This is a genomic window from Pseudomonas sp. RAC1 (genome assembly GCF_030658255.1).
Lineage (GTDB): Bacteria > Pseudomonadota > Gammaproteobacteria > Pseudomonadales > Pseudomonadaceae > Aquipseudomonas > Aquipseudomonas boreofloridensis.
Map to the genome: position 1 here is coordinate 155,723 of NZ_JAUTXS020000027.1, position 20,699 is coordinate 176,421.

Sequence of the window (20,699 nt, forward strand, 5' to 3'; positions counted from 1 at the left end):
CGCCTCGGGAGGCGGCTTGGTCAGTGGGCTCAGGCCTGCGGGCGCATGTGCGGGAAGAGGATCACATCGCGAATCGACGGCGAGTTGGTCAGCAGCATCACCAGGCGGTCGATACCGATCCCCTCACCGGCGGTCGGCGGCATGCCGTACTCCAGGGCGCGCACGAAGTCGGCGTCGTAGTGCATGGCTTCGTCGTCACCTGCATCCTTCTCGGCCACCTGGGCCAGGAAGCGCTCGGCCTGGTCCTCGGCGTCGTTGAGCTCGGAGTAGGCGTTGGCGATTTCGCGGCCGCCGATGAACAGCTCGAAACGGTCGGTGACGGCCGGGTTGTCATCGTTGCGGCGAGCCAGTGGCGAGACCTCGAACGGGTACTCGGTGATGAAGTGCGGTTGCTCCAGCTTGTGCTCGACCAGTTCTTCGAAAATCATCACCTGCAGCTTGCCCAGGCCCTCGTGGCCGAGCACCTTGGCACCGGCCTTCTTGGCGATGTCACGGGCCTTGTCGACATCCTGCAGGTCGGCCGCGGTCAGCTCCGGGTTGTACTTGAGGATCGAGTCGAACACGCTGAGGCGAGCGAACGGCTCACCGAAGTGGAACACCTTGTCGCCATAGGGCACGTCGGTGCTGCCCAGGACCAACTGTGCCAGCTCGCGGAACAGCTCTTCGGTCAGGTCCATGTTGTCGCGGTAATCGGCATAGGCCTGGTAGAACTCGAGCATGGTGAACTCGGGGTTGTGCCGGGTCGAGACGCCTTCGTTGCGGAAGTTGCGGTTGATCTCGAAGACTTTCTCGAAGCCACCGACCACCAGACGCTTGAGGTACAGCTCAGGCGCGATACGCAGGAACATGGCCATGTCCAGCGCATTGTGGTGGGTTTCGAAAGGCTTGGCGGCGGCGCCACCGGGAATGGTCTGCAGCATCGGCGTTTCGACTTCGAGGAAGTCGCGCTCGGCGAGGAACTTGCGGATGTGCGAGATCACCTGGGAGCGCACACGGAAGGTGTGGCGCGTGTCCTCGTTGACCATCAGGTCGACGTAGCGCTGACGATAGCGCTGTTCGGTGTCGGTCAGGCCATGGTGCTTGTCCGGCAGCGGACGCAGCGACTTGGTCAGCAGGCGCACGTCGGTCATCTCGACGTACAGGTCGCCCTTGCCGGAACGCGCCAGGGTCCCTTCAGCGCTGATGATGTCGCCCAGGTCCCAGGTCTTGACCGCTGCCAGAGTCTGCTCGGGCAGGGTCTTGCGGTTGACGTAGACCTGGATGCGCCCGGTCATGTCCTGGATGACCATGAACGCGCCACGGTTGAGCATGATGCGGCCGGCGACCTTGACCGGAATCGCGGCTGCTTCCAGTTCTTCCTTGGTCTTGTCCACGTACTGCTTCTGCAGGTCGTTGCAGTAGCTGTCGCGACGGAAGTCATTGGGGAAGGCATTACCCTTGGCCCGCTCGGCGGCAAGTTTGTCCTTGCGCAGGGCGATCAGGGTGTTTTCTTCCTGTTGCAGGTCTTGCGATTCGGTCTTCAGGTCGCTCATGTCGTCATTGGTTCCATCAGGTGTTCGTTGCCCCTGTCGGGCAGGCCACGCGACACCGGCCCCAGGCCAGGTATCGCGGCGGTGGTGTGCGGTTTACAGGCCCTGCTTGAGGCTCGCTTCGAGGTACTGATCGAGGTCGCCGTCGAGGACTTTCTGGCAATCGCTGCGCTCGACGCCGGTGCGCAGGTCTTTGATCCGCGAGTCGTCAAGCACGTAGGAGCGGATCTGGTGACCCCAGCCGATGTCCGACTTGCTATCTTCCAGCGCCTGGGAAGCGGCATTGCGCTTCTGCATTTCCAGCTCGTACAACTTGGCCCGCAGCATTTTCATGGCGGTGTCCTTGTTGGCGTGCTGGGAGCGTTCGTTCTGGCACGCCACCACGGTATTGGTCGGCACGTGGGTGATACGCACCGCCGAGTCGGTGGTGTTGACGTGCTGACCGCCCGCACCGGAGGAGCGGTAGGTGTCGACGCGCAGGTCGGACGGGTTGATCTCGATCTCGACCTTGTCGTCGATTTCCGGCGAAACGAACACCGCCGAGAACGAGGTGTGGCGACGGGCGCCGGAGTCGAACGGGCTCTTGCGTACCAGACGGTGGACGCCGATCTCGGTGCGCAACCAGCCGAAGGCATATTCGCCCTTGATGTGCACGGTGGCGCCCTTGATGCCGGCGACCTCGCCTTCGGACAGCTCGATGATGGTGGCATCGAAACCGCGCTTGTCGGCCCAGCGCAGGTACATGCGCAGCAGGATGTTGGCCCAGTCCTGCGCCTCGGTGCCGCCGGAACCTGCCTGGATGTCGAGGTAGGCGTTGTTCATGTCCATCTCGCCGCTGAACATGCGGCGGAACTCCAGTTGGGCGAGGGATTCCTCGAGCCCTTCGAGTTCCCCGATCACATCGCTGACGGCTGCGTCGTCACCCTCTTCCACGGCCATGTCGAGCAAGTCCTTGCAATCGGCCAGGCCGCCGGACAGCTTGTCCAGGGTCTCGACCACCTGCGCCAGCATGGCCCGCTCGCGGCCCAGGCTCTGGGCATACTCAGGCTTGTTCCAGACGGCCGGGTCTTCCAGTTCGCGGTTGACTTCGATCAGGCGATCACTTTTGTGATCGTAGTCAAAGATACCCCCGAATTGACTGGGAACGCTCGGTAAGGTCCTTGATGGTATTGAGGATCGGTTGGATTTCCATGGGCGGGCAGCTCTCGCGCGAATTCGGTGAAAAGCCCGCGAGTATATCGCAGTCCGTAGCGGTACGGCAGTGCGGGAGCGGCCATGTGTCGCGAAAGGGCGATCAATCGACCTGGGCACTCAGGCCATCGCCCCCGTTCCCGCAGACGCTGCTTTCAGGCGATACCCACCTGATTGCGACCGCTGTTCTTGGCCTGGTACAGGCCTTTGTCCGCCGCCGAGATCAGTTGCCGGCAATGGCTGCCGATCACCGGGGTCTGGGTGGCCAGGCCGATGCTCACGGTCAGGCTCGAGTCCGCCTGCGGTGCGCTGTGGGGAATCTTCAGCGCCAGGACGGTCTGGCGCAGCTTTTCCGCGATCAGGCGCGCGCCACCCGGTGAGGTGTTGGGCAGCACCAGGGCGAACTCCTCGCCGCCGTAGCGCGCCGGCAGGTCACTGGGCCGCGAACAGGAACCGCGAATGGCCTCGGCCACCTGGCGCAAGGCCTCGTCGCCGGCCAGATGGCCAAAGCTGTCGTTGTAGGCCTTGAAGTAGTCCACGTCGATCATCAGCAACGACAATTGCTGCTGCTCGCGCATGGCCCGGCGCCACTCGAGCTCCAGGTACTCGTCGAAGTGGCGGCGGTTCGACAGCCCGGTCAGACCATCGGAGTTCATCAGCCGCTGCAGCATCAGATTGGTGTCGAGCAACTGCTGCTGGCTCACCCGCAAGGCCCGGTAGGCCTCATCGCGCTGCAACAGGGTCAGGTAGGAACGCGAGTGATAGCGGATGCGCGCCACCAACTCGATGGTGTCCGGCAGCTTGACCAGGTAATCGTTGGCTCCGGCGGCGAAGGCGGCGCTCTTGACCAGCGGATCCTCCTTGGTCGAAAGGACGATGATCGGAATATCCTGGGTGGCGGGGTTGTTGCGGTATTCGCGCACCAGGGTCAGACCGTCCAGGCCTGGCATGATCAAATCCTGCAGGATCACCGTGGGCTTGATGCGCATCGCCTGGGCCACCGCCTGATGCGGGTCGGCGCAGAAGTGGAAGTCGATGTTCTCTTCATGGGACAGCCCGCGACGCACCGCCTCGCCGATCATCGCCTGGTCATCGACCAGCAGGACCATGGCGGCACCTTCGTTGATCGTCGTGAAACCTTCGATCGGTAGATCATTCATCTGTATTCACCAGATCACCACCGACCACTCGGCGTGACTCAACACATGTCGTCATTTCGGAAAGATTTCCACTAGTCGCCCGGCAATCCGTTCCAGCGGCCGAATCTCGACGGCCGCCTGGATCGCTGCGGCCGCTTTGGGCATGCCATATACCGCACTGCTCTGCTGGTCCTGGGCAATGGTCAGAAAGCCCTGTTCGCGCATCAGCTTCAAACCCTGGGCGCCGTCACGGCCCATGCCGGTGAGCAGCACCCCCACCGCCTCGCTGCGCCAGAAGCGCGCCACACTCTCGAAGAACACGTCGATCGAGGGTCGATAGATTTCGTTGACCGGCTCGGCGGTGTAAGCCAATTGGCCGTTCTGCAACAGCCGGATATGGTGGTTGGTGCCGGCCAGCAGCACCTGGCCCGGCTGCGGCGGCTCGCCCTCGCGCGCCAGGCGCACCGGCAGCCCGGACACCCCGCTGAGCCACTCGGCCATCCCGGCGGCGAACACCTGATCGACATGCTGGACCAGCACGATGGCGGCGGGAAAATCCCGCGGCAACGCCTTGAGCAGCACTTCCAGAGCCGCCGGACCACCGGCTGAGGAGCCGATGGCCACCAACGCACAGCGCGACGCCGGAGCACGCGCCGGTGCATCCAGCGAACGTGCCGCACTGGAGCGTTGCTGACCGATCAGCCAGCCGATATTGAGGATCTTGCGCAGCAACGGCGCGGCAGCCTCACGGGCATCGCCCGCGCCCAGCGCCGGCGTATCCACCACATCGAGCGCGCCGTGGCCCATGGCCTCGAACACGCGGTGCACGTTCTGCTTGCGATCCACCGTGACGATGACGATCGCGCAGGGCGTTTCGGCCATGATGCGTCGCGTCGCCTCGACGCCGTCCATCACCGGCATGATCAGGTCCATGAGGATCAGGTCGGGCGTGAGTTCGGCACACTTGCGCACGGCCTCCCCACCGTTACCCGCGACCCACACCACCTCATGGGCGGGCTCGAAGGCCAGCGCACGGCGCAAAGCTTCCACGGCCATGGGCATGTCATTGACGATGGCGATTTTCATCCTTGTGCCCCTCCGATCAGCTCCACCACGGCGTCCAGCAACGCATCGTCATGGAAGCTGGCCTTGGCCAGATAATAGTCGGCACCGGCGTCCAGACCACGTCGTCGGTCTTCTTCCCGGTCTTTGTATGACACCACCATCACCGGTAATGACTGCAATCGATTGTCGCGGCGAACCAAAGTCACCAGTTCGATGCCATCCATGCGCGGCATGTCGATGTCGGTGATCAACAGGTCGAAGTCCTCGCCCCGAAGCGCATTCCAGCCATCCATGCCATCGACCGCCACGGCCACCTCGTAGCCGCGCGTGCTGAGCAGCTTGCGCTGCAATTCGCGCACGGTGAGCGAATCGTCGACCACCAGCACGCGCTTGCGCGGTACGCCTCGACCAGCGCCCGCACTGCGCTCGATGCGCTCCAGGCGACCGGTGCTGAGCAGTTTGTCCACCGAGCGCAGCAAGTCTTCGACATCGATGATCAGCACCACCGAGCCGTCGTCGAGCAACGCCCCGGAAGAAATGTCCTGCACCTTGCCCAGGCGCGGATCCAGCGGCATCACCACCAGCACCCGCTCGCCGATCAGGCGCTCGACCGCCACCCCATAGAGCTGCTCGCGCTCACGGATGACCACTACGCGCAGACTGTCCGCATCAACCTGCGCGGGCGGACGATTGAGCAACTGGCTGGCGGCGACCAGGCCGATATGGCGGTCTTCGTGCCAAAAGTGCTGGCGCCCCTCGATCTGCACGATGGACTGCGCGGGCACGTCGAGGGTGCGCTCGATGTGCGCCAGCGGGAAGGCGTAGGCTTCGCTCCCGACCTCGACCACCAGGCTGCGCACCACCGACAGGGTCAGCGGTACTTCCATGTGGAAGCAGCAGCCGTGGCCTGGCGACTGGGTCAACTCGATCGAGCCGCGTAATTCGCGAACCATGTGCTGCACCGCATCCAGGCCCACCCCGCGTCCTGACACCTCGGTGACCTGCTCGCGCAGGCTGAAACCCGGCAGGAACAGGAAGGTGAGCAGTTCTGCTTCACTCATCTGTGCGACGGTTTCGGCCGGCGACAAGGCGCGCTCGACGATGCTGCGGCGCAGGCGCTCCAGGTCGATACCGGCACCATCGTCGGTCAGCTCGAGGATCAACAAGCCGGCCTGATGGGACGCGCGCAAGCGCAAGGTGCCATCGGCCGGCTTGCCCGCCAGCAAGCGCTGTTCCGGCGACTCGATGCCGTGGTCGACGGCGTTGCGCAGCAAATGGGTGAGCGGTGCATCCAGGCGCTCCAGCACATCACGGTCGACCTGCGTCTTGTCGCCCTCGATCAGCAACTGCACCTGCTTGCCGAGCGACCGGCCGAGGTCGCGGACCATGCGGCTCTGCCCGGTGAGTACATCGGCGAACGGCCGCATGCGGCACGCCAGCGCCGTGTCATACAGCAATTGAGCGCGTTGACTGGCCTGCCAGCCGAACTCGTCGAGGTCGGCGGCCTGCTGCTGGAGGATCTGCTGGGTTTCGGCCAGCAGGCGTTGGGTCTGGGCCAGGGCCTCGAGCACCTCGACGTTCTGAGCGCTGCCCTCGAGCTGGCCCCTGAGCCCGTCCAGCGCACGCATGCCCTGGCCATGCATGCGCTTGAGGCGCTGCAGGGTGGCCAGGTAAGGCTTCAGACGTTGGGTTTCCACCAGGGATTTGCTCGAGAGGTCAAGCAAGCTGTTCAAGCGATCGGCGGTGACCCGCAATACCCGCTCGCCGCCCTCACCGCCTCGCCTGCTGGTCTTGGTAACCGTCGCCGCTTCGGATTCGGGTTCGCGCTCGACCGAGGCCACCGGCAACGCCGGCGGGTACGCTGGGGGCGGGGCGGGCGCAGGCTCGGCGGGCAGACTCGGGCGCGGCACGATGGGCGTGGTGGGATCGAGCAGCGCCGCCATCTGCACCAGGAACGCCGGTACCGCTGCCTCGCCTTGCAGATCGCCCGGGGTGGCGATTCGCATGAGCAGATCGGTGCCCTGCAACAGAGCGTCGATGTGCTCCGGGCGCAGCAGCAGTCGCTGTTCCTGAGCCGCCACCAGGCAGTCTTCCATGACATGAGCCACGCTGACGCCCGCATCGATCCCGACGATTCGCGCGGCGCCCTTGAGCGAGTGCGCGGCACGCATGCAGGCCTCGAGCTGATCGGCCTGGGCCGGATTGCGCTCCAATGCCAGCAGGCCGGCACTGAGCACCTGGGTCTGGGCCTCGGCCTCCAGGCTGAACAGTTCGAGCAGCGAAGCGTCGCGCATTTGCTCCGGGGTCATGACAGGCTCCGCTTCACGGCAGACAGAAGTTGGCGCTCATCCAGCACGCGCACGCTGCGGGCACGCCACTGCAGTACCGCCAGGGTGAAGGTCGCGGCGTCGCGCTCGTCCTGCGCCTGCGCGAGGTCCAGACGATGGATGCCGTCGACCTCGTCCACCGGCAACACCACCGGCCCGCCCTCGGCGGCAAGGATCAGCATGCGCGGCATGATTCGGCCCGGGCGCTCAGCGCCTGAGACTGCGGCCACGCCCAGCAGGTCGGCGAAGGACAGGCACGGCACCAGCGCACCGCGCACGTTGGCCACCCCCTGCAGGACTCGCGAGCGTTGGTGCGGCAGCGAATGTACCGGCAGCAGCGGTTCGATCTCCGCCAGGCAGGCTGTGGCCAGCGCCAGCCACTCCTCGCCCAGCCGAAACAGCAGCATGGAGCGTCCCGCAGCCCTCGGCTCGACGCTGACGGCCTCGACCTGCTCGTCCTGTTGCAGCGCGTAGCGGTCCAGCAGGCGGGTGGCCGCAGCGGCGTGCACTTCGCAGTTGCGACAGTGGATATGCCGTTCAAGCAACGGGCATTGCTTGTCGCCATGAACACCGATGCGGTTCCAGCAATCATCGATATCGTCGTCGGCCCGGGCGATCAGTGGCAGGCCCTGTTGCTCGCTCATCGTTCAGACTCCCGGTCCGCCTTAGCCGCACGCGCCTGCAGGCGCCGTGCGCCGGCACTGTCGCCCTGGGAGGCCAACAACGCGGCCAGGTGCATCAGTGCCTCGGCATGCTGCGGCTCCAGATACAGCGCCTTGCGGTAATGCTTGAGCGCCTCGCCGGCGTCGCCCTGGGTATCGCTGAGCAAGCCCAGCCAGTAATACACCTGGGCCTTGGGCGCGAACTGGCGCAAGTAACGCTCGCAACTGGCGCGGGCCTGGTCGCTGGCGCCGCTGTTGGCCAAGCGCGCAATGCTCGCCAGCAGTTCGGGCTCACCCTCGCTCGCCGCCGGTACTGGCAGCGGCCTGATCGGCGCTGTCAGGGTGCGTGTAGCCTGCAGCGCATTCGGCGCCCAGGCAGTCGCTCGCGGTGGCGGTGCGGGCGTCGCCGCCACACGCACGACAGGTGCGGGACTGGGCGGCGCAGTGACGCTGGCGGGATCCTGGCGCACATAGGCGAACGACTGCGCGATACCGACCGGGCGCATGCCCAGGCGTGCCAGCAAGCTGCCCTCGGCCGGGCCGATGAACAATACGCCGTCGTCGTGCAGCAACAACTTCAATACCTCGAACACGCGCTGCTGAGTCGGGATGTCGAAATAGATCAGCAGGTTGCGGCAGAACACGATGTCATACAGTCCACTGCGCGCGCGCAACGCCGGGTCGAGCACGTTGGCCGCTTCCAGGCTGACCTGCCGGCGGACCCGCTCGGACAACTGGTAGCTGTCGTTGACGCCTTCGAAGTGCCGGTCACGGAAGGCCAGATCGCTGCCGCGAAACGAATTGCGTCCATACACCGCGAGTTCGGCGCGCGCGATGGAGCTGGGGCTGATGTCCATGGCGTCGACGCGGAAGGCAGAGGGCGCAAAGCCCGCATCGAGCAACGCCATGGAAATCGAATAGGGCTCTTCGCCGGTCGAGCACGGCAGGCTGAGCAGGCGCAAGGGCCGGGCACCGGCCAGTTCGGCCAGGCGCTTACGGGCCAAGGTGGCCAGCGCGGTGAACGACTCGGGGTATCGGAAAAACCAGGTCTCCGGCACGATCACCGCCTCGATCAGCGCCTGCTGCTCGACGGTCGATTGCTGCAGGCACAGCCAGTAGTGGTCGAGGTCGCCGGCCGCCGACGCCGCACAGCGTTGGCGCAAGGCGCGCTCCACCATCGAGGCGCCCACCGACTCCACGTCCAGCCCGATGCGCTCCTGGAGGAAGCGGAAAAAGCGCTGCTCGCTCATTCAGCCTCCGTTTCAGAGACTTGGGGGAACAGCAGCCGGCGCACATCCTCATCGAGCAAATCATCGACCTGAATGCGCTGCAGCAGGCCATGTTCGTCCTGTCGTACCGGGCCGAGATAGCGTGCTTCGCGGTTATCCACGCCATACGGCAGGAACTCATCGGGTTGGCTGCGCAGGGTGTGGGTGGCCTGTTCCAGCACCAGGCCCAGGCGAAGCGGCGCGCGCAGGGGATCGCCTTGATAGTGCACCAACACCAGACGCGTACTGGTGCGGCGCGGCGCAGGTGTGCCGAAGCTCAGCGCCGACAGGTCGATGACCGGCACCAGCGTACCGCGATGACCAAGAATTCCGGCCACCCAATGCGGTGCCTGGGCGATGGGCTTGAGCGGGCGCAGCGGCAGCACCTCGATCACCTCGCGCACGTCCAGGGCGAAGCGCTGCTGGCCAATGCTGAACTGCAGGTACAACACGCCCTTGTTCGCGGTCTGGCGCTGCTCGTGCGATTGCGGCTCGGCCATCGTCGTCAGACTTTGAAGCGCGAGACGCCGCCGCGCAGTCCGGCTGCCACCTGACTCAATTCGTCGATGGCGAAGCTGGCCTGACGCAGCGACTCGACCGTTTGCGTGCTGGCATCGCTCAACTGAGCCAGCGCCTGGTTGATCTGCTCGGCACCGGTGGCTTGCGCCTGCATGCCTTCGTTGACCATCAGCACGCGCGGCGCCAGGGCCTGCACCTGATGGATGATCTGGGTGAGCTGCTCGCCCACCTGCTGCACCTCGAACATGCCGCGGCGCACTTCTTCGGAGAACTTGTCCATGCCCATGACCCCAGCCGACACCGCAGACTGGATCTCGCGCACCATCTGCTCGATGTCGTAGGTGGCCACCGCGGTCTGATCGGCCAGGCGACGCACCTCAGTGGCCACCACGGCGAAGCCACGGCCATACTCACCGGCCTTCTCGGCTTCGATGGCGGCGTTGAGCGACAGCAGGTTGGTCTGGTCGGCCACCTTGACGATGGTCACCACCACCTGATTGATGTTGCCGGCCTTCTCGTTGAGGATGCCCAGCTTGGCGTTGACCAGGTCGGCCGCGCCCATCACCTGGTGCATGGTTTCCTCCATGCGCGCCAGACCTTGCTGACCGGAGCCGGCCAGGCTGGAGGCCTGATCAGCGGCGCTGGTGACCTCGGTCATGGTGCGCACCAGGTCGCGAGAGGTCGCGGCGATCTCGCGCGAGGTCGCGCCGATTTCAGTGGTGGTGGCTGCGGTTTCGGTGGCGGTGGCCTGTTGCTGCTTGGAGGTGGCAGCAATCTCGGTGACCGAAGTCGTGACCTGGACCGACGAGCGCTGGGCCTGGGCGACCAGGTTGGCCAATGCCTCGGCCATGTCGTTGAAGCCGGTCTCGATGGCGCCGAACTCATCCTTGCGCGCCATGCTCAGGCGCACGCTGAGGTCGCCAGAGCTGAGTTTGTCCAGGGCCTGCACGATGCTGCGCATGGGCGCGCTGATGACCCGCATCAGCAGCAGGCCGCAGATGCCGGCGGCGAGAATCGCCAGGATCAGCGATACCACCATGCTCACCTTGGCCGTGGCCACCGCATCGACGATGTCCCGCGTGGCGGCATTGGCTGCTTCGGTGTTGCGGTCGATGACCGTGTTCAGGTGCTTGCGGCCAGCGGTCCAGGCCGGCGTGAGCACCTCGATGATCAGGCGCTCGGCTTCGGCATAGTTCCCTGCTCGATAGGCACCCAGTACCTGATCGATGGCCTTCTCGTACGCTTGTTCAAGCCCCACGAAGGTATCGAAGGAGGCTTGATCCTGGGCATCCTGGATGGTGCCCTGGTAGTTGGCCATCTGTTCTTTGAGCCGGTCGTGGAAGCCCTTGAACAACTCGGCGTCGGCCGAGCTCAGCTCGCGGTGCTCGGACAGGCCGACCAACTGCTGGGTCGCGACGTAGCTGTCGACCCAGGCGCTGCGGATCATCGAGCTGTAGTAGATGCCGGGAATGCTGTCGGACCCCACCGCTTCCTCGCTGGACTCGATGGTCACCAAACGCGAGTAGGCGGCCACGATCATCAACAGCATGATGGCGATGATCACGGCAAAGCTTGCCAGGATCCGTTGGCGCAAGGTCCAGTTCTTCACAATCAGCCCTCAGGAAAGCTTCACGAGCGGGAAAATCGTCGAAGTATAGCCCAGGCGCCTGACGCTTTATCGGGAGAATTGAAGGCTTACCGGGCTTGCGTGCCCGATGGGTAGCTCAAAGCCATCTCAGGGTGTCGATACCTGCCTGACCTGCAGTTCAAGTTCCTCGCGCAATGCGGGTTCCAGGCGCAGTTGGCGAGCCAATTCGTCGAGGTAAGCACGTTCCATGAAGTGCTCCTGATCGACCATCATCACGCTGGCCAGGTACATCTCGGCGGCCATTTCCGGCGTTTGCGCCGCACGCGCCACCTCTGCCGGATCGAGCGGCTTGTTCAGTTCGCCCTGCAACCAGCGCTGCAGCTCTGGGTCGCTGTCCAGGCGCGTGAACTCGCCCTCGATCAGCTCACGCTCACGCGCATCGATATGGCCATCGGCCTTGGCGGCGGCCACCAGGGCCTTGAGTACGGCCTGGCTGTGTTGCTCGGCCTGGGCTGGCGGCAGTCGGTCGAGCGTCTGCGGCTCGCCAGCATCGCCCTGGCCCTGGCGCGCCTGCCAGTTGCCGTAGGCCTTGTAGGCCAGCACGCCCAGTGCGGCGAGGCCACCGTAGGTCAGCACCTTGCCACCGACCTTGCGCACCTTCTTGTTGCCCATCAGCAGGCCCATGGCGCCGGCCGCCAAGGCGCCGCCACCGGCGCCGGAAACCAGGCCTCCCAGACCGCCGGCCTTGCCGCCGAGCAGATCGCCGAGCCCCGACACCTTGCCGGTACCGGGCTTGCCCGACGAATTCTGCAGCAGCGATTGACCGGATTTGAGCAATTGATCGAGCAGACCACGGGTATTCATCTGGCGAACCCTCAAGGACAGGAAAGCGCCAGATTACGACCGCAGTCTGAATCCAGGCTTAATCGCGCAAATCCGACTCGTGAATCGGGTTGGCGCGATGAGTGGCGCGCTGGTACTGGGCAGGCCAGGTCGCCTTGTTGCCGCCCAGGTCATCGTCGGCATGCAGCGGCCAGTAAGGGTCGCGCAGCAGCTCGCGGGCCAGGAAGATCAGGTCGGCCTGACCGGTGCGCAGGATGTGCTCGGCCTGGGCCGGTTCGGTGATCATGCCGACGGTGCCGGTGGCGATTTCCGACTCCTTGCGCACCCGTTCGGCGAAGCGCGTCTGATAACCGGGCCCGGTGGGAATCTCGGCGTTGACCGAGGTACCGCCAGAGGACACATCGATCAGGTCCACGCCCAGCGCCCGCAACCGGCGCGCCAGCTCCACCGTCTCGTCAGGGTTCCAGCCATCCTCGACCCAATCGGTGGCCGACACCCGTACGAACAGCGGCAGTTCCTTGGGCCAGACCTCGCGCACCGCTTCGGTCACCTGCAAGGTCAGGCGGATGCGGTTGTCGAAGGAACTGCCATAGTCGTCACAGCGCTGATTGCTCAATGGCGAGAGGAATTGATGCAGCAGGTAGCCGTGGGCGGCGTGCAATTCCACCACTTTGAAGCCCGCGGCCAGGGCGCGCCGCGCGGCCTCCACGAACGCCTCGACGACCTCCTGGATGTCATCGTGGCTCAGTTCGCGCGGTGCGGTGTGCTGGGGGTCGAAGGCGATCTTCGACGGCCCCACCGGCTGCCATCCACCGTCCTGCGGCGCGACGCTGCCGTGCTTGCCGAGCCAGGGCCGATGGGTACTGGCCTTGCGCCCGGCGTGGGCCAGCTGGATACCCGGAACCGCGCCCTGAGCGGTGATGAAACGGGTGATGCGTTGCAGCGCAGCGATCTGTTCGTCGTTCCACAACCCAAGGTCTTCTGCGGTGATGCGTCCGTCGGCGGTCACAGCGACGGCCTCCGTGATCACCAGGCCAGCGCCGCCGACAGCGCGACTGCCCAAGTGGACCAGGTGCCAGTCGTTGGCCAGGCCATCGACGCTCGAGTACTGGCACATCGGCGAAACGGCGATGCGATTGGGCAACGTCAGCTGACGCAGGGTATAGGGCTCAAGCAGCATGCTCATGGGAGGGCCTCCGAAGGTCTGCAATGACGGTCCGGCCCAGGCGCTGTGGTGCGATCCTGGACCGTTACCGGCGTTCCTTGAGACTAGACCAGATTACCCTGGGGATCGGTTCCCGAAAATTCAGGCCATGGCACCTGCACGGTCATCGGTCGCGACCTGGCGCCGCCATCCCGAGCGAATGCGCCGAGCCCTCAGCGCGGCTCCATATGCGCAATCATCAACTGCACACTTTCGTTACCGCGAAACTCGTTCACATCCAGTTTGTAGGCCAGCTCCACCCAGCGCACCGTCGGGTTGGGCCATACCTCGCGGTCGACGCTGAAAGCGATGCCGTCAAGACGCAGCGAACCGCACTCGCTCTTGAGCACCACTTTCAGATGGCGCTCGCCGACCACCCGTTGCTCCACCAACTCGAACACGCCGTGGAACAACGGCTCGGGAAAATGCTGCCCCCAGGGGCCGGCATTACGCAGGGCGCGGGCAAGGTCGAGGTGGAACTCCTCGACCGCCAGGCTGCCGTCGGACAGCAACCGACCGGTCAGATCGTCCTCATCCAATTGGCGTCGCACCTCCTGGTCGAACGCCTCGGCGAACACCGGGAAGTGCTCAGCCGGCAGCGACAAGCCTGCCGCCATGGCATGTCCGCCGAACTTGCTGATCAACTGGGGGTGCCGCGCCGCCACCGCGTCCAGGGCATCGCGAATGTGAAACCCCGGTACCGAGCGCGCCGAGCCCTTGAGCATGCCTTCGCCGGCGTCGGCGAAGGCGATGGTCGGACGGTGATAGCGCTCCTTCAAGCGCGAAGCGAGGATGCCGATCACGCCCTGGTGCCATTCGGAGTCGAACAGGCACAACCCATAGGGCATGGCGTCGAGCGGCAGGTCCTTGAGCTGGGCCAACGCTTCGCGCTGCATGCCTTGTTCGATGGACTTGCGGTCCTGGTTGAGCCCATCCAGTTGCGCAGCCATGTCCAACGCCGTGGCGGGGTCTTCGCAGAGCAGGCATTCGATGCCCAGGCTCATGTCGTCCAGACGCCCCGCTGCATTGAGCCGAGGCCCGAGGATGAAGCCCAGGTCGGTTGAGGTGATGCGCCGGTGATCGCGCCGCGCGACCTCAAGGATGGCCTTCAGGCCTGGCCGGGCACGGCCCGCACGGATGCGCTCGAGTCCCTGGTGAACCAGGATGCGGTTGTTGGCATCCAGCGGCACCACATCGGCGACGCTGCCCAGGGCCACCAGATCGAGCAACTCCCCGATGTTCGGTTGCGCCTGGGTCTCGTAGCGGCCCAGGCTGCGCAAGCGCGCGCGCAGCGCCATGAGCACGTAGAAGATCACCCCCACCCCGGCCAGCGATTTGCTGGGGAAGGTGCAACCGGGCTGGTTCGGGTTGACGATGGCATCGGCCTGCGGCAACTGCTCGCCCGGCAGGTGGTGGTCGGTGACCAGCACCTTGAGCCCGGCCGCCTTCGCCGCAGCGACGCCTTCGACGCTGGAGATCCCGTTGTCCACCGTCACCAGCAGGTGCGGCTCGCGCTGCAGCGCCACCTCGACGATTTCCGGCGTCAGGCCGTAACCGTACTCGAAGCGATTAGGCACCAGGTAATCGACCTGGGCTGCACCGAGCAGACGCAGGCCGAGCACGCCGACGGTGCTGGCCGTAGCGCCATCAGCGTCGAAGTCGCCGACGATGAGGATGCGCTGGCGCCGGTCCAGGGCCTCCACCAGCAGATCCACGGCAGCGTCGATGCCCTTGAGCTGCTGATAGGGCAGCAAGCGCGCCAGGCTCTTGTCCAACTCCAGTTCACTCTGCACACCACGGGCGGCGTACAGACGGGTCAGCAGGGGCGGCAGTTGGCCGAGAAATGGCAGGGTTGCAGGCAGGGGGCGGGGCTCGATGCGCATGGGGCTCTTCAGTCAGGTCGAATCAGGTCAGCCGCGCTCGCCGAGCAGCCACTGCAGTTGGACTTCGTGCTGACCCCGGTCGTCGGTCACGAAGAGCGTGCCTTCGCTGATCATCACGTCCCACTTGATGGTCCGCGGCATGTCGGTGGCCAGCACATCCAGCACCTCTTGCGGCACCGCTGCGATGCTCAGGTTCTTCAGGCCCTTGACCGCCGGCACCACCTTGCCCTCCCACACCCGCAGGCTGCCGTAGGCCAGCAGACTGGTGCGCTCGGTGCGACGCGAGCACCAGGTCAGGCGATCGGCATCGGGCTGGCCCACTTCGATCCAATGCAGGATCCGATCATCCAGGCTCTTCTCCCACACCGCAGCCTCATCGACGTCCGACAGACCGCGCCCGAAGGCCAACTGTTCGTTGTACCAGAGCGCGTAGGCGAGCAAGCGAACAGCCATGCGCTCCTCGGTCTCGGACGGATGACGGGCGATGGTCCGGCGTACGTTTTCGTACACGCCACGGTCGAGGTCGGTGAGATTGAGTTCGAACTTGTAGGTGGTGGACGGCTGGGCCATGGGGCAGAGGCTTCTTCGAAGAAAGTCGGAGAGTTTACCCGATCCACGTGCGCAGAGGGGCTCGTGTCGTCCGTCATTGCGCACAGGCACGCAACCGCTGTCGGGAGCCATTACCTGCATCGAGCCAGCTGTGATAAAACCAAGCCCTCTTTTCAACCGTCACGGATCCACCATGTCCAGTCCTGCCAAACCCCTCGCCGGCCTCAAGGTGATCGAGCTCGGTACCCTGATCGCCGGACCCTTCGCCTCGCGCATCTGCGCCGAGTTCGGCGCCGAGGTGATCAAGGTCGAATCGCCGGACGGCGGCGATCCGCTGCGCAAGTGGCGCAAGCTCTACGAGGGCACGTCGTTGTGGTGGTTCGTGCAGGCGCGCAACAAACAGTCGCTCACCCTGAATCTCAAAGACCCGGAGGGTCGCGAGGTGCTCAAGCGGCTGCTGGCAGAGGCCGACATCCTGATCGAGAACTTCCGCCCCGGCGTGCTGGAAAAGCTCGGCCTGGGCTGGGACGTGCTGCACGCCCTCAACCCGCGACTGGTGATGGTCCGCCTTTCCGGCTTCGGCCAGAGTGGGCCGATGAAGGACCAGCCCGGCTTCGGTGCGGTCGGCGAATCCATGGGCGGCCTGCGCTACATCACCGGCTTCGACGACCGGCCACCGGTGCGTACGGGCATCTCCATCGGAGACTCGATCGCCGCCTTGTGGGGCGTGATCGGTGCGCTGATGGCCTTGCGTCATCGGGAAGTCAACGGGGGCCAGGGACAGGTGGTGGACGTGGCCTTGTACGAAGCGATCTTCGCCATGATGGAAAGCATGGTGCCGGAATTCGACGTGTTCGGTTTCATTCGCGAACGCACCGGCAACATCATGCCGGGCATCACCCCGTCGTGTATCCACACCAGTGCCGACGGCCGCCATGTGCAGATCGGCGCCAATGGCGATGCGATCTTCAAGCGCTTCATGCAGGCCATCGGCCGTAACGACCTTGCCGACGACCCCACTCTTTCCAGCAATGACGGTCGCGACCTGCGCCGGGACGAGTTGTATGGCGTGATCGACCGTTGGGTCAACGGTTTGCCGCTGGATCAGGTGATGCAGGTGCTGAACGACGCCGGTGTGCCCGCCAGTCGCATCTATTCAGCCGAAGACATGCTCCACGACCCGCAGTTTCTCGCTCGGGAAATGTTCGTCCAGGCTCGGCTGCCAGACGGCAAGCCGTTCAAGATGCCGGGCATCGTTCCCAAGCTTTCGGACACGCCCGGCTCTACCGAATGGGTGGGACCGGCCCTTGGCGAGCACACCGCCACGTTGCTGACCCGCCTGGGCTACAGCGAGGCCGACATTGCCCGACTGCGCGAACAGGGGGCCATCTGATTCAACTTCAAAGGGCCGCGCAGCGCCTGCTGCTGTGCATCCTGCCGCTACTGGCGCTGCAACCTGCGAAGGCGGGTGAGCGCCTGACCTGGCTGGTACGTGACCTACCGCCGTTCACCATCTACGAAGGCACGGAAAAAGGTCAGGGTGTGATCGACAGCCTGCTACCCCAGTTGATCGAGCAGTTGCCGGAGTACCAACACAGCATCGTGCGCGTCAACCGCCCGCGTGGCATCCAGATGCTGCAGGACCCTACCCTCACCTGCGATCCGACGCTGCTGTGGACGCCGGAGCGGGCCAGCTTCGCGAAATTTTCCCAGCCTTTGCTACCGATCGTGAGCAGTGGCGTGATCGTACGCAGACAGGACCTGGCAGCACTGAACCTGTCCGCAGGCCAGATCTCCGTGGACCTCACGCAATTGCTCGGCGCGCCGGGTCTGAAACTGGGCGTCGTCGCCGGCCGCAGCTACGGGCAAGAAACCGATGCGATCCTCAGCCAGATGCCTGACTCGGCGTTGAGTCGGCACTACGGCAACGATGCCACCGCCAATCTATTGCAGATGCAGCAGTTGGGGCGGTTGCACGTGGTATTGGGTTACTGGCCTGAAGCACGCTATCTGCTTCAACAGCAAGGCAACGCGTTGGACGCGTATGCGTTTCTCTCGATCAAGGGCGCCAAACGCTATCAACTGATCCACGTCGGTTGCTCCGACACCCCGGCAGGTCGAGAGGCCATCGCCAAGATCGACCGACTCCTGCCCCATCTGCGCTCAGCGGAGCTGCTTGAGCGCTATGCCCGATGGCTGGATCCCGACCTGCGCGAACACTACCTGAAACAGGCGCAGCGGCTGTTGCAAGCAGAGCAGCCAGAGGACGCCGCCCCTCAGCGCTGATCGCTAAAAAAGAAACCCCGCAGGCTGTCGCACAGCCAACGGGGTCAAGCAAAGGCCTTGCGGGCCTTGCGCCCTGGGTCGATACCACCGGAGCAAAGCAGTATCACCACAGGGTCAAGAAATGTGACGGGGCGCTTACGCGAAGGTTCCCTGAGTTTGCACAGGCTGACGCAGCGCCGCGATCACGCACGGTTGCAAGCGGCCTTCGACGATCTGCAGGTCGCGGTGCAGACCGTCCACCAGATCCACCAGCAGCCGCTGATCCTGCAACTGCAACAGGCTGACCGAGCGCCGCAGCACGGATGTGCCGCGCATATCGACGACGCTCAACTGGCGGTGGCCGCTGGCGTCCACGGCATCGAGCTGGACCTGATAGGGGGACAGGGCATCATTGAGCAGGGTGCAGATTCTTTCCATCCGGCGTACTCGCTTTGTCGGTAACCTAACGAAACTGACCGCCAAGCGAAGCGGAAAGTTCGCTTGACGGTCGCCGCGTCATCGAGCATGGAGGCTGGAGGTGACAGTTTCGATATCCCGCGTCTGCAGCCCACCGATCGCCGGACGCAAGCGCAACAGCGCAGCGTGCAAGGCCGGCATCGAGAGCGGCCAGGAAAGGTTGGCGACCACCCACAACCCTCTGCGCCAGGCTTCCACGGACAGGTTCGGTGCCCCCGCCGGTGGCGCGCCGATGAACAGCACCGCACGCACTTGCCCTTGACGCACGATGCTTTTCAATAGCGCCTGAACGGCCAGGGTGGGCATGCCATGATCGATGAGCACCGCATCCGGCGCTTGGGCCAGACTCGCCTTGGCGTTGTGCAGGTCGTTGACCACCCGCACCTTGAACACGCCCAGCGCGTTGCAGGCTTGGTGGAGGGTGATCTGGTGAGAGGGACGGGACTGGACGACGAGAAGATCGAGGCGCTGCATGAGCCGCTCCTGAGGGCTGCTGGCCCTGGTGGACAGGGCGCCCACTCTAGAAAGGCGATACAGAAACTCCTATAGGAAGAAACTGATAGTGCAGGATGAATCTTCGCAGAACCCCCTCCATTCGAACGAAAACGGGGCAAGCCGGATGACCGACTTGCCCCGCTTGGCCTCTCGACCAGAACGCCTTACAGCGGCTTGCCGCGATTACCGTGCTGGCTGACGAACGCCTGGACCGCTTTCAGATCGTTGGCCAGCACCGTGCAACGCTCCTCACGGCTGAACAGGTCGCTCAGGTGCACCGGCAACTCCAGCGCCTTGCCGACGCCCGCCTGCTCGACCGCCTCGGGGAACTTCACCGGGTGTGCAGTGCCCAGCACCACCATCGGCGTATCCAGGCTACGGCGGCACTCGCGAGCAGCCTTGACACCGATTGCGGTGTGCGGATCGAGCACCTCGCCGGTGGCCTTGAACACCTCGGCAATGGTGTCGCACGTCTGCTCGTCGCTCACCGCCAGTGAGTCGAACAGCTTGCGCGCCTCGGTCCAGCGGTCCTGCTCGACGCTGAAACCGCCGCCTTGCTTGAAGTTGGCCATCAACTCGGCAATCGCCGCGCCATTGCGACCGTGCAGGTCGAACAGCAGGCGCTCGAAGTTCGACGAAACCATGATGTCCATCGACGGCGACAGGGTCGGGTGCAGGGCGTCCTTGACGTACTGGTTGCCACTCATGAAGCGGTGCAGGATGTCATTGCGGTTGGTCGCCACGACCAACTGGCTGATCGGTAGACCCATGTTGCGCGCCAGGTAACCGGCGAAGATGTCGCCGAAGTTGCCGGTCGGCACCGAGAACGCCACGGAACGGGCCGGGCCACCCAGCTGCAGCGCCGCATGGAAGTAGTAGACGATCTGAGCCATGATCCGCGCCCAGTTGATCGAATTGACCGCCACCAGCCGGGTGCCTTTGAGGAAGGACTGGTCGGCGAAACTCGCCTTGACCATCTCCTGGCAGTCGTCGAAGTTGCCCTCGATGGCGATGTTGTGGATGTTGTCGCCCAGGATGGTGGTCATCTGGCGGCGCTGGACTTCCGACACACGCTGGTGCGGGTGCAGGATGAAGATATCGACGTTGTCGCAGCGGCGGCAGCCTTCGATGGCAGCCGAGCCGGTGTCGCCGCTGGTGGCGCCGACGATCACCACACGCTCGCCACGCTTGAGCAAGACGTGGTCGAGCAGACGACCCAGCAGTTGCAGGGCGAAATCCTTGAACGCCAGGGTCGGGCCGTGGAACAGCTCCATCACCCACTCATTGCCATTGAGTTGGCGCAGCGGCGCCACCGCAGCGTGGGCGAAGACGCCGTAGGTTTCCTCGAGAATCTTCTTGAAATCGGCATCGGCGATGCTGCCTGCCACGAAGGGGCGCATCACGCGGAACGCCAGCTCGTGATACGGCAGGCCGGCCCAGGAAGCGATCTCTTCCTGGGTGAAGCGCGGCAGGTTTTCCGGTACGTACAGGCCGCCGTCGCTGGCGAGGCCCGCCAGCAGAACGTCTTCGAAATTCAACGCCGGAGCCTGGCCCCGAGTACTGATATAGCGCATGGGTGCAAACCTTTCATTTGAGCTGCAAGCTGTAAGCGCCAAGCCACGAGAAAAGCCGATTGGCGTTGCTCTCGCGCTGTGCTTCTCACCTTGCCGCGAATGGACTCTGTTGAAAGCCTCA

18 protein-coding genes are annotated in these 20,699 nt (G+C 64.7%); 2 read left to right on the plus strand and 16 right to left on the minus strand.

Features of this window, described 5'->3' with window-relative positions; translation table 11 throughout:
* Positions 1 to 29: 29 nt before the first annotated feature.
* From lysS to Q7C30_RS08635, 13 genes are all read right to left on the minus strand, one after another.
* Entirely contained in the window at positions 30 to 1,532 is a 1,503-nt protein-coding gene (lysS, locus tag Q7C30_RS08575) for a lysine--tRNA ligase (RefSeq protein ID WP_039575795.1), read from the minus strand.
* 93 nt (positions 1,533 to 1,625) lie between these two features.
* A protein-coding gene (gene prfB / locus Q7C30_RS08580) for a peptide chain release factor 2 (protein WP_116887664.1) occupies positions 1,626 to 2,721 on the minus strand; the annotation gives its coding sequence in 2 pieces (ribosomal slippage) (positions 1,626 to 2,648 and positions 2,650 to 2,721; 1,095 coding nt in all).
* A gap of 154 nt (positions 2,722 to 2,875) precedes the next feature.
* Entirely contained in the window at positions 2,876 to 3,880 is a 1,005-nt protein-coding gene (locus Q7C30_RS08585) for a PleD family two-component system response regulator (protein WP_317871263.1), read from the minus strand.
* Between the two features lie 51 nt (positions 3,881 to 3,931).
* Entirely contained in the window at positions 3,932 to 4,945 is a 1,014-nt protein-coding gene (locus Q7C30_RS08590; protein ID WP_317871264.1) for a chemotaxis response regulator protein-glutamate methylesterase, read from the minus strand.
* Positions 4,942 to 7,233 (minus strand): hybrid sensor histidine kinase/response regulator, encoded by a 2,292-nt coding sequence (locus Q7C30_RS08595; RefSeq protein ID WP_317871265.1) that lies wholly within the window; start codon positions 7,231 to 7,233, stop codon positions 4,942 to 4,944. The genes Q7C30_RS08590 and Q7C30_RS08595 overlap by 4 nt, the downstream gene beginning before the upstream one ends.
* Positions 7,230 to 7,895 (minus strand): chemotaxis protein CheW, encoded by a 666-nt coding sequence (locus Q7C30_RS08600; RefSeq protein ID WP_039575784.1) that lies wholly within the window; start codon positions 7,893 to 7,895, stop codon positions 7,230 to 7,232. The genes Q7C30_RS08595 and Q7C30_RS08600 overlap by 4 nt, the downstream gene beginning before the upstream one ends.
* Complete coding sequence (locus tag Q7C30_RS08605; RefSeq protein ID WP_317871266.1) at positions 7,892 to 9,163, minus strand: CheR family methyltransferase; 1,272 nt, start codon at positions 9,161 to 9,163, stop codon at positions 7,892 to 7,894. Before Q7C30_RS08605 ends, Q7C30_RS08600 begins: the two co-directional genes overlap by 4 nt.
* Positions 9,160 to 9,681 carry a chemotaxis protein CheW gene (locus tag Q7C30_RS08610; protein WP_317871267.1) on the minus strand — a complete coding sequence of 174 codons (522 nt, stop codon included), beginning with the start codon at positions 9,679 to 9,681 and terminating at the stop codon, positions 9,160 to 9,162. The genes Q7C30_RS08605 and Q7C30_RS08610 overlap by 4 nt, the downstream gene beginning before the upstream one ends.
* A 5-nt stretch (positions 9,682 to 9,686) precedes the next feature.
* Positions 9,687 to 11,309: a methyl-accepting chemotaxis protein gene (locus Q7C30_RS08615; protein ID WP_317871268.1), complete on the minus strand. Its 1,623-nt coding sequence runs from the start codon at positions 11,307 to 11,309 to the stop codon at positions 9,687 to 9,689.
* A gap of 126 nt (positions 11,310 to 11,435) precedes the next feature.
* Entirely contained in the window at positions 11,436 to 12,152 is a 717-nt protein-coding gene (locus tag Q7C30_RS08620; protein ID WP_317871269.1) for a tellurite resistance TerB family protein, read from the minus strand.
* A 58-nt stretch (positions 12,153 to 12,210) separates the two neighbouring features.
* Positions 12,211 to 13,317: an NADH:flavin oxidoreductase/NADH oxidase gene (locus Q7C30_RS08625; protein ID WP_317871270.1), complete on the minus strand. Its 1,107-nt coding sequence runs from the start codon at positions 13,315 to 13,317 to the stop codon at positions 12,211 to 12,213.
* A gap of 191 nt (positions 13,318 to 13,508) precedes the next feature.
* The gene (recJ, locus tag Q7C30_RS08630) at positions 13,509 to 15,218 is read right to left on the minus strand and encodes a single-stranded-DNA-specific exonuclease RecJ (protein WP_317871271.1); all 1,710 of its coding nucleotides are present in this window, start codon (positions 15,216 to 15,218) and stop codon (positions 13,509 to 13,511) included.
* A 27-nt stretch (positions 15,219 to 15,245) separates the two neighbouring features.
* Positions 15,246 to 15,788, minus strand: coding sequence for a YaeQ family protein (locus tag Q7C30_RS08635; RefSeq protein WP_039575775.1), 543 nt, complete (start codon positions 15,786 to 15,788; stop codon positions 15,246 to 15,248).
* Positions 15,789 to 15,960: 172 nt separating this feature from the next.
* On the opposite strand from Q7C30_RS08635, the gene Q7C30_RS08640 reads away from it, so the two are divergent.
* Complete coding sequence (locus Q7C30_RS08640) at positions 15,961 to 17,160, plus strand: CaiB/BaiF CoA-transferase family protein (protein ID WP_317871272.1); 1,200 nt, start codon at positions 15,961 to 15,963, stop codon at positions 17,158 to 17,160.
* Complete coding sequence (locus Q7C30_RS08645) at positions 17,160 to 18,053, plus strand: TIGR02285 family protein (protein ID WP_317871296.1); 894 nt, start codon at positions 17,160 to 17,162, stop codon at positions 18,051 to 18,053. Before Q7C30_RS08640 ends, Q7C30_RS08645 begins: the two co-directional genes overlap by 1 nt.
* A 135-nt stretch (positions 18,054 to 18,188) precedes the next feature.
* On the opposite strand, the gene Q7C30_RS08650 is transcribed toward Q7C30_RS08645, so the two are convergent.
* The 3 genes from Q7C30_RS08650 to thrC all read right to left on the minus strand — a co-directional run bounded on the left by Q7C30_RS08650 (position 18,189) and on the right by thrC (position 20,578).
* Positions 18,189 to 18,470, minus strand: coding sequence for a DUF3509 domain-containing protein (locus Q7C30_RS08650; RefSeq protein WP_029613342.1), 282 nt, complete (start codon positions 18,468 to 18,470; stop codon positions 18,189 to 18,191).
* A gap of 78 nt (positions 18,471 to 18,548) precedes the next feature.
* Positions 18,549 to 18,983 carry a hypothetical protein gene (locus Q7C30_RS08655; RefSeq protein ID WP_029613343.1) on the minus strand — a complete coding sequence of 145 codons (435 nt, stop codon included), beginning with the start codon at positions 18,981 to 18,983 and terminating at the stop codon, positions 18,549 to 18,551.
* Positions 18,984 to 19,168: 185 nt separating this feature from the next.
* Positions 19,169 to 20,578 (minus strand): threonine synthase, encoded by a 1,410-nt coding sequence (gene thrC, locus Q7C30_RS08660; RefSeq protein WP_039575767.1) that lies wholly within the window; start codon positions 20,576 to 20,578, stop codon positions 19,169 to 19,171.
* Between the last annotated feature and the right edge of the window lie 121 nt (positions 20,579 to 20,699).